This window comes from Kribbella alba (assembly GCF_039529635.1).
Lineage (GTDB): Bacteria > Actinomycetota > Actinomycetes > Propionibacteriales > Kribbellaceae > Kribbella > Kribbella alba.
Window position 1 is genome coordinate 1,196,890 of record NZ_BAAANE010000004.1, and the last position, 13,742, is coordinate 1,210,631.

At 68.2% G+C, this 13,742-nt stretch carries 15 protein-coding genes; 3 read left to right on the forward strand and 12 right to left on the reverse strand.

All coding sequences use genetic code 11. From position 1 onward, the window contains the following. Positions 1-60: 60 nt before the first annotated feature. The 11 genes from folK to dacB form a co-directional block, all read right to left on the reverse strand. Positions 61-627, reverse strand: a complete 567-nt coding sequence (gene folK, locus ABD210_RS12495; protein ID WP_344111317.1) for a 2-amino-4-hydroxy-6-hydroxymethyldihydropteridine diphosphokinase — start codon at positions 625-627, stop codon at positions 61-63. After that, positions 624-1,013, reverse strand: coding sequence for a dihydroneopterin aldolase (folB, locus tag ABD210_RS12500; RefSeq protein WP_344111319.1), 390 nt, complete (start codon positions 1,011-1,013; stop codon positions 624-626). The genes folK and folB overlap by 4 nt, the downstream gene beginning before the upstream one ends. Continuing rightward, the gene (locus ABD210_RS12505) at positions 1,010-1,477 is read right to left on the reverse strand and encodes a nuclear transport factor 2 family protein (protein ID WP_344111320.1); all 468 of its coding nucleotides are present in this window, start codon (positions 1,475-1,477) and stop codon (positions 1,010-1,012) included. Before ABD210_RS12505 ends, folB begins: the two co-directional genes overlap by 4 nt. Further along, the gene (folP, locus tag ABD210_RS12510; RefSeq protein WP_344112045.1) at positions 1,474-2,271 is read right to left on the reverse strand and encodes a dihydropteroate synthase; all 798 of its coding nucleotides are present in this window, start codon (positions 2,269-2,271) and stop codon (positions 1,474-1,476) included. The genes ABD210_RS12505 and folP overlap by 4 nt, the downstream gene beginning before the upstream one ends. 130 nt (positions 2,272-2,401) lie before the next feature. After that, positions 2,402-3,559, reverse strand: a complete 1,158-nt coding sequence (locus tag ABD210_RS12515) for a S1 family peptidase (RefSeq protein WP_344111321.1) — start codon at positions 3,557-3,559, stop codon at positions 2,402-2,404. Positions 3,560-3,743: 184 nt separating this feature from the next. Further along, positions 3,744-4,316 (reverse strand): GTP cyclohydrolase I FolE, encoded by a 573-nt coding sequence (gene folE / locus ABD210_RS12520; RefSeq protein WP_425552656.1) that lies wholly within the window; start codon positions 4,314-4,316, stop codon positions 3,744-3,746. A 4-nt stretch (positions 4,317-4,320) separates the two neighbouring features. Further along, complete coding sequence (gene ftsH / locus ABD210_RS12525; RefSeq protein WP_344111323.1) at positions 4,321-6,357, reverse strand: ATP-dependent zinc metalloprotease FtsH; 2,037 nt, start codon at positions 6,355-6,357, stop codon at positions 4,321-4,323. A gap of 227 nt (positions 6,358-6,584) precedes the next feature. Continuing rightward, positions 6,585-7,136 (reverse strand): hypoxanthine phosphoribosyltransferase, encoded by a 552-nt coding sequence (gene hpt, locus ABD210_RS12530; RefSeq protein ID WP_344111325.1) that lies wholly within the window; start codon positions 7,134-7,136, stop codon positions 6,585-6,587. A gap of 4 nt (positions 7,137-7,140) precedes the next feature. Next, on the reverse strand, positions 7,141-8,175 hold the full coding sequence (gene tilS / locus ABD210_RS12535; RefSeq protein WP_344111326.1) for a tRNA lysidine(34) synthetase TilS: 1,035 nt from the start codon (positions 8,173-8,175) through the stop codon (positions 7,141-7,143). Next, a complete protein-coding gene (locus ABD210_RS12540) occupies positions 8,147-9,241 on the reverse strand; it encodes a zinc-dependent metalloprotease (protein WP_344111327.1) in 1,095 nt (364 codons plus the stop codon). Before ABD210_RS12540 ends, tilS begins: the two co-directional genes overlap by 29 nt. 63 nt (positions 9,242-9,304) lie before the next feature. After that, entirely contained in the window at positions 9,305-10,669 is a 1,365-nt protein-coding gene (dacB, locus tag ABD210_RS12545; protein ID WP_344111328.1) for a D-alanyl-D-alanine carboxypeptidase/D-alanyl-D-alanine endopeptidase, read from the reverse strand. A gap of 50 nt (positions 10,670-10,719) precedes the next feature. Between dacB and ABD210_RS12550 the strand changes: the two genes are divergently transcribed. Next, a complete protein-coding gene (locus ABD210_RS12550; RefSeq protein WP_344111329.1) occupies positions 10,720-11,208 on the forward strand; it encodes an inorganic diphosphatase in 489 nt (162 codons plus the stop codon). Between the two features lie 624 nt (positions 11,209-11,832). Then, the gene (locus ABD210_RS12555) at positions 11,833-12,648 is read left to right on the forward strand and encodes an HAAS signaling domain-containing protein (protein WP_344111330.1); all 816 of its coding nucleotides are present in this window, start codon (positions 11,833-11,835) and stop codon (positions 12,646-12,648) included. Positions 12,649-12,677: 29 nt separating this feature from the next. On the opposite strand, the gene ABD210_RS12560 is transcribed toward ABD210_RS12555, so the two are convergent. Then, positions 12,678-13,106 (reverse strand): MarR family winged helix-turn-helix transcriptional regulator, encoded by a 429-nt coding sequence (locus ABD210_RS12560; RefSeq protein WP_344111331.1) that lies wholly within the window; start codon positions 13,104-13,106, stop codon positions 12,678-12,680. An 85-nt stretch (positions 13,107-13,191) separates the two neighbouring features. Here ABD210_RS12560 and ABD210_RS12565 point away from each other — a divergent pair, with 85 nt between their 5' ends. After that, positions 13,192-13,710 (forward strand): zinc-binding dehydrogenase, encoded by a 519-nt coding sequence (locus ABD210_RS12565; protein WP_344111332.1) that lies wholly within the window; start codon positions 13,192-13,194, stop codon positions 13,708-13,710. The last annotated feature ends 32 nt before the right edge of the window (positions 13,711-13,742 follow it).

Here is a 13,742-nt window from a genome sequence, read left to right on the forward strand (position 1 = left end):
GCGGCGGCTCCTTGCCGGCTCCTCCCGGTGCTCGGCCCGGGCCGGTCCCGCCAGACACCACTACTGCAGCTCGATGGTGAGGTCGTCGAGCTTCTTCACCCCGTCGCTGCTGACCTTGGCGAGGATCTCCGCGACCGGCCCCACACCAGGCAGGACCGCGTCGGGCTCGATGTCCAGCCAGGGTGCGAGCACGAAGGCGCGCTCGTGCGCCCGCGGATGCGGCAGCGTCAGCTCCTCGGACTCCATCATCTTCTGGCCGTAGGTGATCAGGTCGACGTCGAGGGTGCGCGGGGCTCCCGGCACGCTACGTTCCCGGCCGAACGCCTGCTCCACCGCGTGCGCGCGGTCCAGCAGGGTGTCGACCGACAAAGTGGTGTCGGCCAGCAGCACGATGTTCAGGTAGGGACCCGAATCGTCCGGACCGCCCACCGGCTCGGTCTCGTAGACCGGCGAGACGTCGACGACGACGACGTCGGGGGTGTCCCGCAGCGCGTCGACGGCGCCCTGCAGGTTCGCCTCGCGGTCGCCGAGGTTGCTGCCGAGCGACAGGATCACCTGACGGATCGGCTTGAGGCCACCACTGAGGGTGTCCGCGTCGATGACGTGGGGACTAGGGGTCTCGGTCACGAGGTTTCTCCGGATCTGCGCTGCACGGTCAGGACAACGTCGTCGAACGGCACCTTGATCGGTGCCGAGGGCTTGTGGATGGTCACCGCGGCTCCGGCCACCCGCCGGTCGGCGAGGCAGAGATCCGCGATGCGCTGGGCCAGTGTCTCAATCAGGTCGACGGGGTCGTTCTCGATGGCGGCGTGCACCTGTTCGGCGACCACTCCGTAGTCCACGGTGTCGGCCAGGTCGTCCGAGGTCGCCGCGGGCCGGGTATCCAGCTCCAGCCGGACGTCCACGACGAACTCCTGGCCGTCGGCCCGCTCGTGCTCGAACACCCCGTGCCGACCGATTCCCCGGATGCCACGGATCTCGATCACGTCAGGAGGCATCACGGAACCGCTCATTCCGCCTCCTCCTGTCGACCCCCAGACGACAGTACCGGGGAGGCGTGGTGGATCCACAACCGCCAGCCGGAAGAAGTTCTCCGGAAGACGTTGGTGGCCAGCGCCTTGCCCCCCGCGAACCCCTCCTCCGGCGCCCCTTCACCGGAGGACAGGACATTCTCCGTACACGTGACGTAGGCCACGTCTTCATCGACTCTTACCTGGACATCGGTCAGGAAGAACTGGATGTACGGCGTATTGGCGAAGATCATCGCCCAGGCGCGCATCATCTCGCTGTAGCCGTAGATGGCCGCGTTGCCCGGGTGGATGCAGACCGGATCCGGCTCCGGCAGCCAGACCGCCGCCATCAGATCCAGGTCGCCCGCCTCGAACGCGTTGTAGAACGCGGTGTTGGCGTTCAGCACGACGGACTCCGCCGTGGCACCGGTGCCACGCCGCGTACCGCCCGGCTGCTCTTCGGTCATACCGCTCCCCACCTACCGGCCACCCGGACCGCATCCGCACTCGGCGCCACCGCGTGCGCCCTGACACACCAGGCACCTGCCGCGGCCGCGAGGGCGGAGACAGCCGCGCTGGCGTCGTCTCGCCGTACGGCCGGTCTCGGCTCGCCGGTCTCCTCGTCGGCGAGCAGCCTACCGAGGAACGCCTTGCGGGACGCACCGATCAGCAACGGCAGCCCCAGTACTCCGAATTCCCGCAACCGCCGCAGCACCTCCCAGTTGTGATCCGCATTCTTCGCGAAGCCCAGACCGGGGTCCAGGGCCACCCGGCCGAGGTCGATCCCGGCCGCGCGGATCGCTTCTACCCGCTGCCCCAGCTCGGCAATCACGTCAGCCACCACGTCGTCGTACACGGCCTTGTTCTGCATGCCGGCCGAATGCCCGCGCCAGTGCATGCAGACATACGCCGTACGACGCTCTGCCACCAGGCCGAGCATGTCCGGATCGGCCAGTCCACCGGAAACGTCGTTCACCATCACGGCGCCGGCGTCCAGGGCCAGCGCGGCGACATCCGCACGCATCGTGTCGATCGACACCAGAGCGCCTTCACCCGCGAGGGTCTCGATCACGGGCAGCACGCGGCGGATCTCCTCGGCGGTTGACGGGCGCTCGGCGCCAGGCCTGGTCGACTCGCCACCGACGTCGAGCAGGTCCGCGCCCTCGGCCAGCAACTCCCGGCCATGCTTGATCGCCGCTGACGGCTCGAACCACTCGCCACCGTCGGAGAAGGAGTCCGGGGTCACGTTGACGACCCCCATCACCAGAGCGCGGTCCGGCGTGGGGAGTCCCTGAACATGACTCGGTGGGGCAGTTCGCACCCGACCACCGTAGTGGCCACGCTGGAACTGCCCCACCTACCCATCAACTCCCGGGCGCCGCCGGGGGTCGCTAACCCAGTACCAATGAGGCGCCGCTAGCCGACAGCGCCTCACCGATCGGTTGGGAGTAGGACTCGTTCGCCTGCCCGTACTTCGCCATGCACTGGCCGCTGATCAGGGCGGCTCCACTGGTGATTCCCTGTGCGTAGTCGCCGGACATGTTCGCGCCACCGGAGTCGCCGGCCTGGACGCAGGCGGTGTGCTGGAACAGACCTCTGACGACCTTGTTGTTGCCGTAGTTCACAGTGACGTTCTTCGCCACGATCCGCCCGCAGGTCCACTTGGTGCTCTTGCCCGACTTGCACACAGGCGCTCCGATGGTCGGGCTCGCGTAGCCCCGGATGGTGACGTCGTCGGTGCCCCAGCGTTCCACCCTGCCCTGCTGGTCCCAGCCGTCGATCACGCTGACCGTGCCGAAGTCGTTGCCGGGAAAGCTGGACGTGCGGGTGTTGCCCAGGATGTACCCGTTGCGGGAGAACGACGGCTTGCCGGCCGTGCAGTGTCCGGCGGTGAGGAAGATGCGCGCACCGTCGCTGCTGCGGGCGTTGAAGCCCAGCGAGCAGGTGTAGCCGGTGTTCTTGTCGACCTGGAGGCCGCCCAGCAGCCCGAACTCGCCGTCGGTGAGGGTCAGCCTGCCCGTGGACCGGCGGACCGTCACCTTGGCGCCGTTCTGCTCGGCTGCCCGCAGGAAGCGCTTGGTCAGCAGATCACCAGCCCCCGTGGGCGCCGTGACGACGACGGTCCCGCTCAGCGGATCGACGTACCAGGACTTGACCTGGCCGGCGCTGGAGCCTGCGGCCAGGTGGTCCAGCTCGGCCTGCACGGAGTACAACTCGGCGGCGGTGTAGCGGACCAGCTTGGGAATCGCACCGGCCTGGCGGACCAACTCGGCGGTCGCCTGGTCGGAGACTGCGACGATGAGCTCGCCTGAGTCGTCGAAGTAGCTGCCGATCGCGCGGGAACCGAGCTTGCTCTCGAGGTCCCCCGCCTGCAGCAACTGTTGATCCTGCAGCAGTTGTGCGTCCTGCCCAGGCAGCTTGGCATCCCTCGCGCGGCCGACTGCGCCGGTTTGGGGATCCGCTTGCGCGCCGTTCGCCGCGATCAAGCCGGCTGCCGTCAGTACGACGATCCCGGTGAGTGCGGCGCCGACCCGAAAACGCCCTGACATACATCCTCCTCACGCCGGCGCCCTGCACCCGTGTCAGAACGCCACTACGGACCGTAGGCGTTCAGACACGGATTGTCCATGGGTGACAGCTCTGAAGCTCCAACGAGACCAGCAGCTCCAGAGCTACGCAGTACTGCGAAGTCGGGGTGGCGGCCGGCCATGGCCGGGTCGGCCGGCGTGGCGGTCAGCCGACGATGAGGCTCATCGCCTCGGCCCGGGTGACCGGGTTGCGGAGCTGGCCGCGGACCGCAGAGGTGATCGTCTTGGCGCCTGGTTTGCGGACTCCGCGCATGGTCATGCAGAGGTGCTCGCACTCGATCACCACGATCACCCCTCGCGGCTGCAGCAGCTCCACCAGGGACTCCGCCACCTGGGTGGTCAGCCGCTCCTGCACCTGCGGTCGTTTCGCGTACACATCGACCAGCCGGGCCAGCTTGGACAGCCCGGTGATCCGCCCGTCCGCGTTCGGGATGTAGCCCACGTGCGCCACCCCGGTGAAGGGCACCAGGTGGTGTTCACAGATCGACCACACCTCGATGTCCTTGACCAGGACCATCTCGTCGTGCTCGAGCTCGAACGTGGTCCTGAGGACATCCGCGGCGCTCTGGCCCAGGCCCGCCGTGATCTCGGCGTACGCGCGCGCGACCCGGGCCGGGGTGTCCTTGAGACCTTCCCGGTCCGGGTCCTCGCCGATCGCGATCAACAGCTCGCGGACGGCGCGCTCCGCCCTCGCGTGATCGAATTTCGGCGACGTCACCGATTCACTCCGCGGGCGGAGTGGGGCCACCACCGTAGTTGGGGCCGTGCGCGGCCTCGTCCGGCCCGACCGAACCGCCGGGGATCACGTCGGACAGCGAGCCGTTCTGCTCACCGCGCGAAGGCAGCGGCATCACCGGCGGGTGCTCGGACGGTACCCGGGTCGAGGATCCGGTCCAGGCCGGCCGCAGCTCGCGCTTCTGGATCGGCGCGAACACCCGCGCGATCTCGGCCTTGTCCAGCGTCTCCTTCTCGAGCAGCTCCTCGACCAGATGGTCCAGCACCGCGCGGTTCTCGGCGAGGATGTCGAACGCCTCCTGGTGCGCGTTCAGGATCAGCTTGCCGACCTCCTCGTCGACCGCCGCGGCGATCTCCTCGGAGTAGTTGCGCTGGCTGCCCAGATCCCTGCCCAGGAAGGGCTCGCCGGAATCCTGGCCGAACTTGATCGCGCCCAGCCGCTCGGTCATGCCGTACTGCGTGACCATCGCGCGGGCCAGCGCGGTCGCCTTCTCGATGTCGTTGCTCGCGCCGGTGGTCGGGTCGTGGAAGACCATCTCCTCGGCCGCACGGCCACCGAGCATGTACGCGAGCTTGTCGAGCATCTCGGACCGGGTGGTCGAGTACTTGTCCTCGTCCGGCAGCACCATCGTGTAGCCCAGCGCGCGACCGCGCGGCAGGATCGTCACCTTGTGCACCGGGTCGGAGTGCGGCAGCGCCGCGGCCACCAGAGCGTGCCCGCCCTCGTGGTAGGCCGTGAGCACCTTCTCCTTGTCGGACATCAACCGGGTCCGGCGCTGCGGTCCGGCGATCACGCGGTCGATCGCCTCGTCGAGCGCGTCCTTGTCGATCTGCTGCTTGTTCAGCCGGGCGGTCAGCAGGGCCGCCTCGTTCAGCACGTTGGCCAGGTCCGCACCGGTGAAGCCCGGCGTACGACGGGCGACGGCGCGCAGGTCGGCGTTGTCCCCCATCGGCTTACCGCGTGCGTGCACCTTCAGGATCTTCTCGCGGCCCGGCAGGTCCGGGGCGTCGACGGCGATCTGTCGGTCGAACCGGCCCGGGCGCAGCAGCGCCGGGTCGAGCACGTCCGGCCGGTTGGTCGCCGCGATCAGGATCACACCGCCGCGCACGTCGAAGCCGTCCATCTCGACCAGCAGCTGGTTCAAGGTCTGCTCGCGCTCGTCGTGCCCACCACCGAGGCCCGCGCCACGGTGCCGGCCGACGGCGTCGATCTCGTCGATGAAGACGATCGCCGGCGCGTTGGTCTTGGCCGTCTCGAACAGGTCGCGGACGCGGGAGGCACCGACACCGACGAACATCTCGACGAAGTCCGAACCGGAGATCGAGTAGAACGGGACGCCCGCCTCGCCGGCGACGGCCCGGGCGAGCAGAGTCTTACCGGTACCTGGCTGGCCGTAGAGCAGCACGCCCTTGGGGATCTTGGCGCCGACGGCCTGGAACTTCCCCGGTTCTTGGAGGAACTCCTTGATCTCGCCGAGTTCCTCGATCGCCTCGTCACACCCGGCCACGTCCGCGAAGGTCGTCTTCGGGGTGTCCTTGGTGATCAGCTTGGCCTTCGACTTGGCGAAACTCATCACCCGGGAGCCGCCACCCTGCATCGAGTTCATCAAGAAGATGAACACCACGGCGATCAGCAGGAACGGGATCAGCGTCGAGAACACCTGGCCGATGAAGCTCGGCTTGGGGTTCTCCACGTCGAACGTCTGGATCTTGCCGGCGTTGAACAGGTTCTGCAGATCGTTGCCCAGTGCGGCGCCCTGGCCGTCGACCCAGTGCGCGCGGACCTTGGTGCCGTTGGTCAGCTCGACCCGGATCTCCTGATCCGGATCGATCAGCGTCACCGCCTTGATCGACTTGTTCGAGGCTGGAGCGTCCGTGGCGGTCTTGATCAGCTGGACGACCTGGCCGGTGGGCTCGGTCTTGTACCCGGTCGAGCCGGTCAGGAGCTGTCCGATCACCAGTACGCCCAAAAAGGCGATGACGATCCAGAACAGCGGTCCGCGGAAGATGCGCTTCACGTCCATGATCGAGGCTTACGCCCCGTCCCTCCTAGCTCAGCAAGCCCCGGTGTGGGCTTGAGACGGTACACCGCTGTCAAGTGTCTCGTGCCGGGCAAACGTCCCGCGCGGGAGGGTCACTCCAGCGCGCTCACAGCGGCCCGGACGGGCCCAGGAGCTCGGTCGCGTCCTGTTCCTCAAGACGCTACCGGAAGTCCTGGCCACCGAGGGTAGCCAGGACCTGGTGAAGCGGGTCAGGAGTAGACGTGCGGAGCCAGCGTGGCCACGCAACGCAGGTTGCGGTACTTCTCTGCGTAGTCGAGCCCGTACCCGACCACGAACTCGTCCGGCAGTTCGAGCCCGACGTACTTGACCGGGACCGACATCTTGGCCGCGTCCGGCTTGCGGAACGCCGTGCAGATCTCCAGCGACGCGGGCTTGCGGGACTGCAGGTTGCTGACCAGCCAGGTCAGCGTCAGCCCGGTGTCGATGATGTCCTCGACGATCAGCACGTGCCGGTTGGTGATGTCGGTGTCCAGGTCCTTCTGGATCCGGACCACACCGGAGGACTTTGTTCCCGAGCCGTAGGAGGAGACGGCCATCCAGTCCATCTCGACGTGCCGGCTGAAGGATCGCGCGAGGTCGGCCATCACCATCACCGCGCCACGCAGGACACCGATGACGAGGAGGTCCTTGCCCTCGTAGTCCTGCTCGATCGTCCGAGCCAACTCCTGGAGCTTCGCCAGGATCTGGTCCTCGGTGTAGTGAATCTTGGCCAGGTCCTTCTCGATGTCCGACGCATCCACGCGCTCAGCCTGTCACACCAGGCGCCAGGACGATGAACCCGGCCCTCCGGACGGCGCGGATCCCTTGCGGGAGATCGATCCACCGCTGCCCGCGCCAGTCCGTCACGAGCGCATCGACGGCCGCGACGTGCCCGGCAGTGAGATCCGTCGCCCGGCAACCCGCCTGCAGCGCGGCCTGCCGGAGCGCCCGAGTGCGGATTGCCGTCGGCTCCACCTCGAGCATCCCGATGTCGCAGACCACCTCGTCCTCGGTACGCCGTACTGCCGTCTCAGCCAGGTCTGCAGCCAATACGTCGAGCGCATCCGCGTCGGCCCGCAACAGCCCCGCAGTACGTGCCAGTGCCTCCGTCACGCCAGGCCCGAGTACCTCCTCCAGCACCGGCAGGACCTCGTGCCGCACTCGCACCCGCTTGTACGCCGGGTCGTCGTTGTGCGGGTCGCGCCACGGACGCAGGCCTGATGCCACACAAGCAGCCGCGGCAGTCGCCCGGGATACCTCCAGAAATGGTCGCCGGAGCACCCCGGCCACCGGCGCCATCGCTGCAAGCGACCTAGCTCCTGAGCCCCGGGCCAAGCCGAGCAGAACCGTCTCTGCCTGGTCGTCGCGGGTGTGAGCCAGTAGAACCACGTCGGCGCCGACCTCATCAGCCACGTCCCGCAGTGCGTCGTACCGGGCGGTCCGGGCGGCTCCCTCGGGGCCGCCCTCGTCACCGACCTCTACTGCTCTTATCTGCACCGGATCGAGCCCGAGTGATCGGCACTGCTCGGCAGCGGTCGCTGCGACATCGGCAGAGCCTGCCTGGAGGCCGTGGTCCACGACCACCGCGCCTGCCCGCAGCCCTAGCTTCGGCGCCTCAAAGGCTGTCGCCGCCGCGAGAGCAAGCGAGTCGGCTCCACCGGAGCAGGCCACGAGCACGGTTGTCTCGCGCGGCAGCTCGGCAAGCGCAGTACGGACCGCCTCGCGCACCCGGGCGATGGATGGATGCAGCTTGCCCCGTTTGCTGTCGGGTTCAGCCGTGGAGTCTGCTGACCCAGGCATCCGGGTTGGCGATCTCGTTCTTGGTCGGCAGTGTGTTCGGGCCGGTCCAGATCCGGTTGAAGCCGTCCATGCCAACCCGGTCGACCACGTGGCGCACGAAGGCCGCACCGTCCTGGTACTGCCGGAGCTTGGCATCCAGCCCGAGCAGCCGCTTCAGCAGTTGGTCCAAGGGGTTGCCGCCCGATCTGCGCGACGTGAACTTGGCCCGGATGACGTCCACGGTCGGGATCACCGACGGCCCGACGCCGTCCATCACGAAGTCGGCATGGCCTTCCAGCAACGACATCACTGCGGTCAGGCGGTCGAGCACGGCTCGCTGCTCTGGGGACTGCATCAGGTCGACCAGGCTCAGCTCGGCCTCACCCTTCACCGACCGACCCAACCGCTGGACGGCCTCGCGGAACATGGCCGCGTACGCCGACGGGTCCAGCTCGGCCTGATCCAGGAACAGCGCGATCTCGGACCGGAGGTGGTCCCGCAGCCACGGCACGGCGGTGAACTGCACGCGGTGGGTCTCCTCGTGCAGGCACACCCAGAGCCGGAAGTCCCGCGGTACGACGCCCAGCTCGTTCTCCACGTGCATCACGTTCGGCGCGACCAGCAGCAGCCGCCCTGTCAGGTCGGGGCGGTCCGGGTCCGGCTCGGACGGGTAGAACGGGTCGAACTGGCCGAGCACGCGAGAAGAGAGGAAGGCCAGCAGCGCGCCCGCTTCGATCGCGGTGACTCGCGAGCCGACAGCGGAGGACAGCCCGCCGGTGCGCTCCTGCTTCTCGCGAAGTTTGTCGGCCAGCGGCTGCAGCACGGTCCGGAACCCGTCGGCGTTCGCCTGCACCCAGCCGGGCCGGTCCACGATCACCACCGGGGCCGTGGCCGAAGTGGCCTGCAACCCGGTGAACTCACGCACATGGTGCTCGGAGTCGGCGGCGAACTGCCGCAGCTCGGCCACAACCTGATCTGCTTCCGCGCGGCTGACCGCCGGCCCGGGCCGGAGCAGCTTGCGAGCCACTCCGGTCGCCAGCTGCCAGTCGACCATGTCAGCCGCGGTGCCACCTTCAGCCGTACTCATGTTTCGACCCTAGTGGCACGGTCCAACAAGCGCCTTTCGAACCTCTCCAGCGAGCGGTGGCGATCAGCCGGCGCAGCCGCAGTTGGCGAGTGCGGCGACAGCTCGGTCGAGGGCAGCTCGCGCAGCGAGAGCCTTGGCGGGTGGAGCGCTGTCGGTCGCCACGGCGAAGACCAGAATCGTGCCGGTGCGGTCCCGGACCAGCCCGGCCAGTGAGTGGACGCTGGTGAGCGTGCCCGTCTTGGCACGGGCAAGCCCAGTGCCCGGACCCGTGCCCGGCCCGGCGAAGCGGTCCTCGAGGCTGCCCGTGAAACCTGCGACCGGCAGGCCGCTGATGAGATGGCGGAGCTCCGGCTTGGCCACGGCGAGCCGCACTGCGCCCGCCAGTAGGTCCAGTGGGACCTGATTCGTTCGGGACAACCCGCTGCCGTCCTCGATCCGGGCTTTGCTCACGTCCAGGCCGAGCTCGGTCAGTGTGTCCCGCACTCCCTTCACGCCACCGGTGAATGAGCCTCCGTTGTCCGTCGCCAGGCCGACCTGCCGCAGGAGCACCTCAGCGCCGTCGTTGTCGCTGTGCAGGTTGATGTACTCGACGATGTCCCCGAGCGAGGCCGACCGGACCTGCGCCAGCCCGGCCGCGGCTGTCGTCGCGGTCGCCGGTTTGATGCTGGCAGCAACCTTGATGCCGTTTGCGCGGAGCAGCGCCGCGAAGGCAGTGGCAGCTGCCTGCGCGGGTGAGGCGGCCCGCTTCGCCAGGCCGGGCCGCACCCGACCCTCGTCGACCCAGAGCGCGGACGTCGGGGCGGCGATGCCCTCGGTGAGGTAGTTCGGCTGCCACTTGGGGTTCGCGGCAGGCCCGGTGAACAGGCCGGCGTCGTACCCGAGGCTGATACTGAGCACCCCCTTCGCCCGGAGCGCGTTCGCAGTACTGGTGGCCAGGTCCTGCAAGGAGGCGCGGGCTGGGAAGTCCAGTGGGTCGGTCGAGCGCTTGGTCGTCAGCAGGGGGTCGCCGCCGCCGACCAAGATGACGGATCCGCTGGACGGGCTCACAGTCTTGGTGGTGAACCAGTGGTCCGGGCCGAGGGTTGCGAGTGCCGAGACTGTGGTGAGCAGCTTCATCGTGGATGCCGGCACGAAGGGCCCGGCCGTGCCGGTCGAGAAGACCGCCTTGCCGCGCGACGCGTCGTACACGTAAGCGCCACTGTGCTTGCCGAGCGACGGGTCCTTGAGCGCAGCCGCCAGAGCCTTCTGTACGCCGGCGGCTGTGGGCGCGACGCCCGCTGTCTCGGCCGGAGGCAGCACCAGGGGCGCAACGGTGGTGCTGGCGTCTTTCTGCGACTGGCCGGGCACCGCCTGCGCACCTGTCACCAGGCCGGCCAGCGCAACGCTCGTCGCAAGCGTGACGAACACCGCACGGGGAGGACGGGCCACCTGGCTGCTCCTGTCAGTTCATCGGTCCGAACCGTGACAGTATCTGCCGTATGGAGTTCGACGTCTTCATCGAGATCCCCAAGGGCACCCGCAACAAGTACGAGCTGGACCACAAGACGAACCGGCTGCGGCTCGACCGCACCCTGTTCACGGCCACTCAGTACCCCTCCGACTACGGGTTCATCGAGGAGACCCTCGGTCAGGACGGCGACCCGCTGGACGCGCTCGTGCTGCTGTCGGAGCCCACCTTCCCCGGCTGCCTGATCCGCTCCCGCGCGATCGGCATGTTCCGGATGACCGACGAGAAGGGCCCGGACGACAAGGTCATCTGTGTCCCGGCCGGCGACCCGCGCCAGGAGCACCTGCGCGACATCCACCACATGCCCGAGTTCGACCGGCTGGAGATCCAGCACTTCTTCGAGGTCTACAAGGACCTGGAGCCGGGCAAGTCGGTCGAGGGCGCCAGCTGGGTCGGCCGAGCCGACGCGGAGGTCGAGATCACCGCCTCGTTCGAGCGGCTGAAGACCCACCCGTACTGAGCCCGTCGTGCCGGCCGATCTTTTGCACGTAGGTGCAAATCCTCTGCCGGTGACTCGCCGCTGCCGATAAGTTCCCCTCGTCCGGCATGCCCAGACGGAGGGACAGCCGGACCGCACCCGCACAGCCGCGGCCGCACCCGCACAGCCGCAGCCGCCGCCGCAGCAGCAGCCAACTACATCCACACCTCATGAACGGGCGACATAACCAGACCGCGAGTGCTTATGTCACGAGTGAGCAAGATGCCGCTGTCACGAATGAGCAAGGTGCCGCTGACGGAGGGGGCAGGGCTGGTCCGGATGACACCAGGTCAATCACTTTGGGTTACTTCGCCACCCTCACGCTGCCCGTTCCCCGATACCGGCTGCCCCGCCAACGACCCAACCCTCGCCCGCACGGTCGCTACCAGCGCACCGGAGCTCGCTACAGGCCGCTGGTAGTCCAACCCCTCCCCCTCCCCGCCGTCCCCTCCCCCTCCTGTCGACGGCCTCACCCCTGTCCCCCCGACAAGCCCCGGCCCCGGTTCCCGCCCTCATGGGAGCCGGGCCGGGCGCATTTATTCCTTCCGCAGTACTGTGCAATGTGTAGTAGCCTCTACAGCAGAGCGCTGAACCCTGGAGGCAAGCGTGACGATCGAGACGACAACGCCGACCGCCCTCTACCTGAGCCGCGTGCGAACCGAACTGGCCGACCTGCCCGCGCCTGAGTTGGACGAGGTGATCCAGGAGGTCGCCGACCACCTCACCGAACTGAGCAACGAGTTCCCGACCCCACCGACCCTCGAACTGTTCGAGGCGCGACTCGGCCAACCCCAGCAGTACGCCGATCACCTCCGCAGCGCCGCCGGCTATCCACCCAGGCCCGACGACTACGGCCCCACGAGCCGCGGCACCGCAGCCCTGGCCTGGTTAGTCCTCTCCACAATGCTCACGCCACTACTGCTGATCACGTGGTTCGCGCTGGACTTCGAATCCTCCAAGGCAGTCTTCGGCCTGCTGGCGGCCGGTCTGGTCCCCGCAGCCCTCAGCCTGTTCGCCCTGCGCGGCCATGCCCCTTCAGTAGTCACCAGCACTCCGCTGTGGCGCCGCAACGAACGGCGTATCCGTCGACTGGCCGAGGCACTGCCGAGTAGCCTGCGCCGAGACCTCATGGAGATCGGCCAGCCGGTCTGGTGGGTGGGCCGAGGCATCATGGCCGGCATCAGCCTGTACGGCGTACTGGCGCGAACCACAGACGCACCGGCGCTCCTGGTCGCAGGCGTGGTGGGCGCGCTCGTGTCTATCGCGCTGGGCCGCCTGTCCCAGCGGAACCGCTACTTGCTCTGGCTCCTGATCCCCCTGAACAGCGTCGCCGTGCTCGCCGTCGCGATCCTCCTCATCGGCGGCGCCTCAGCCTGGGCTCCCGACGGCTACAACTTCAGCGGCGTCCACTCGAACTGCTAAGACTGTCAGCCCAAGCAGCAGGGTTGCGGCTAGTCCTCTACCAAGCGGCCGAGAAGGCGGAGGAGGGTTCTGCGGTCGGCCTGGTTGAGGGGTTCCAGCAGGTCGGCCTCGGCGGCGAAGATCAGCTTGTCCATCTCGGCGAGCGCCTTCTCGCCCTTGCCGGTGATCCCGACGATGTTGCGGCGGCGATCGGCTGGATCGGTCCGGCGCAGCACGTAGCCGAACTGCTCCAACTCGTCGAGCAATGTCACCAGATCGCTGCGGTCGAAGGCGATCCGGTCCGCCAGCGGGGCCTGCGCCGCCTCTCCGTCGTCCGCCAGACTCGCCAGCACGTGGTAATGCTGCGACTTCGCATCGGCGGCCGCCAGGTGCTGCCGGATCAACCGCTGCGACTGCTGGCTCGCCCGGCCCAGTTGCCAGACGACCCGATCACCGAGGCGGTGCTGGGACGGCTTCACGCCGCTCACTCTAGAACGAGACCCACCGGTGCGTTACCGTAGGAGATACCCATTATTTCTATCTCCCACGATCAAGGGCAGTGCTATGCGGGCAGTTCGCTACCACCTCGCCCGCACGCTCGGCGCGAAGACAGTGATCGGTACTGCGTCGTCGACCGCCAAGCTCGACTTCATCCGGAGCTGCGGAGCCGATGCCGCGGTCGACATCAGCGACGCCAGCTGGCCGGACCGCCTCTGGGAGACCGCGCCGGGCGGAGTCGAGATGGTCCTCGACGCTGTCGGTGGCAAGGTCTTCGACCAACGCATGGAGCTGCTCGCGCCGCTGGGCCGAATGGTCACCTACGGCGCGATCAGCGGCGAGCTTCCCAGCATCGGAGGGAACGGCGTCTTCAGCCTGAGATACATCACCGGCGTCGGCCTCTACAACTGGCGGCAAGTACGACCAAAGGAGGCTCGCCAGGATGTCGCCGAAGTGAGCCGACTGTGGCAGTCAGGCGATCTACGAACCGCGATCCACGGCACGTACGCCCTGACCGACACCGTCGCCGTTCACCGCGTGCTCGACGACCGCGCAAACCTCGGCCGTCTGATCGCCATCCCGTAGAAGCCGGTCGCCCGAACCACCGCAACTACATC

Excerpts from the sequence above, each read along its gene's own strand:
- folB (WP_344111319.1), bottom strand. The coding sequence starts at position 1,013 with ATGAGCGGTTCCGTGATGCCTCCTGACGTGATCGAGATCCGTGGCATC.
- ABD210_RS12505 (WP_344111320.1), bottom strand. The coding sequence starts at position 1,477 with ATGACCGAAGAGCAGCCGGGCGGTACGCGGCGTGGCACCGGTGCCACG.
- folP (WP_344112045.1), bottom strand. The coding sequence starts at position 2,271 with ATGGGGGTCGTCAACGTGACCCCGGACTCCTTCTCCGACGGTGGCGAG.
- ABD210_RS12515 (WP_344111321.1), bottom strand. The coding sequence starts at position 3,559 with ATGTCAGGGCGTTTTCGGGTCGGCGCCGCACTCACCGGGATCGTCGTA.
- ftsH (WP_344111323.1), bottom strand. The coding sequence starts at position 6,357 with ATGGACGTGAAGCGCATCTTCCGCGGACCGCTGTTCTGGATCGTCATC.
- tilS (WP_344111326.1), bottom strand. The coding sequence starts at position 8,175 with ATGCCTGGGTCAGCAGACTCCACGGCTGAACCCGACAGCAAACGGGGC.
- ABD210_RS12540 (WP_344111327.1), bottom strand. The coding sequence starts at position 9,241 with ATGAGTACGGCTGAAGGTGGCACCGCGGCTGACATGGTCGACTGGCAG.
- ABD210_RS12550 (WP_344111329.1), top strand. The coding sequence starts at position 10,720 with ATGGAGTTCGACGTCTTCATCGAGATCCCCAAGGGCACCCGCAACAAG.
- ABD210_RS12565 (WP_344111332.1), top strand. The coding sequence starts at position 13,192 with ATGCGGGCAGTTCGCTACCACCTCGCCCGCACGCTCGGCGCGAAGACA.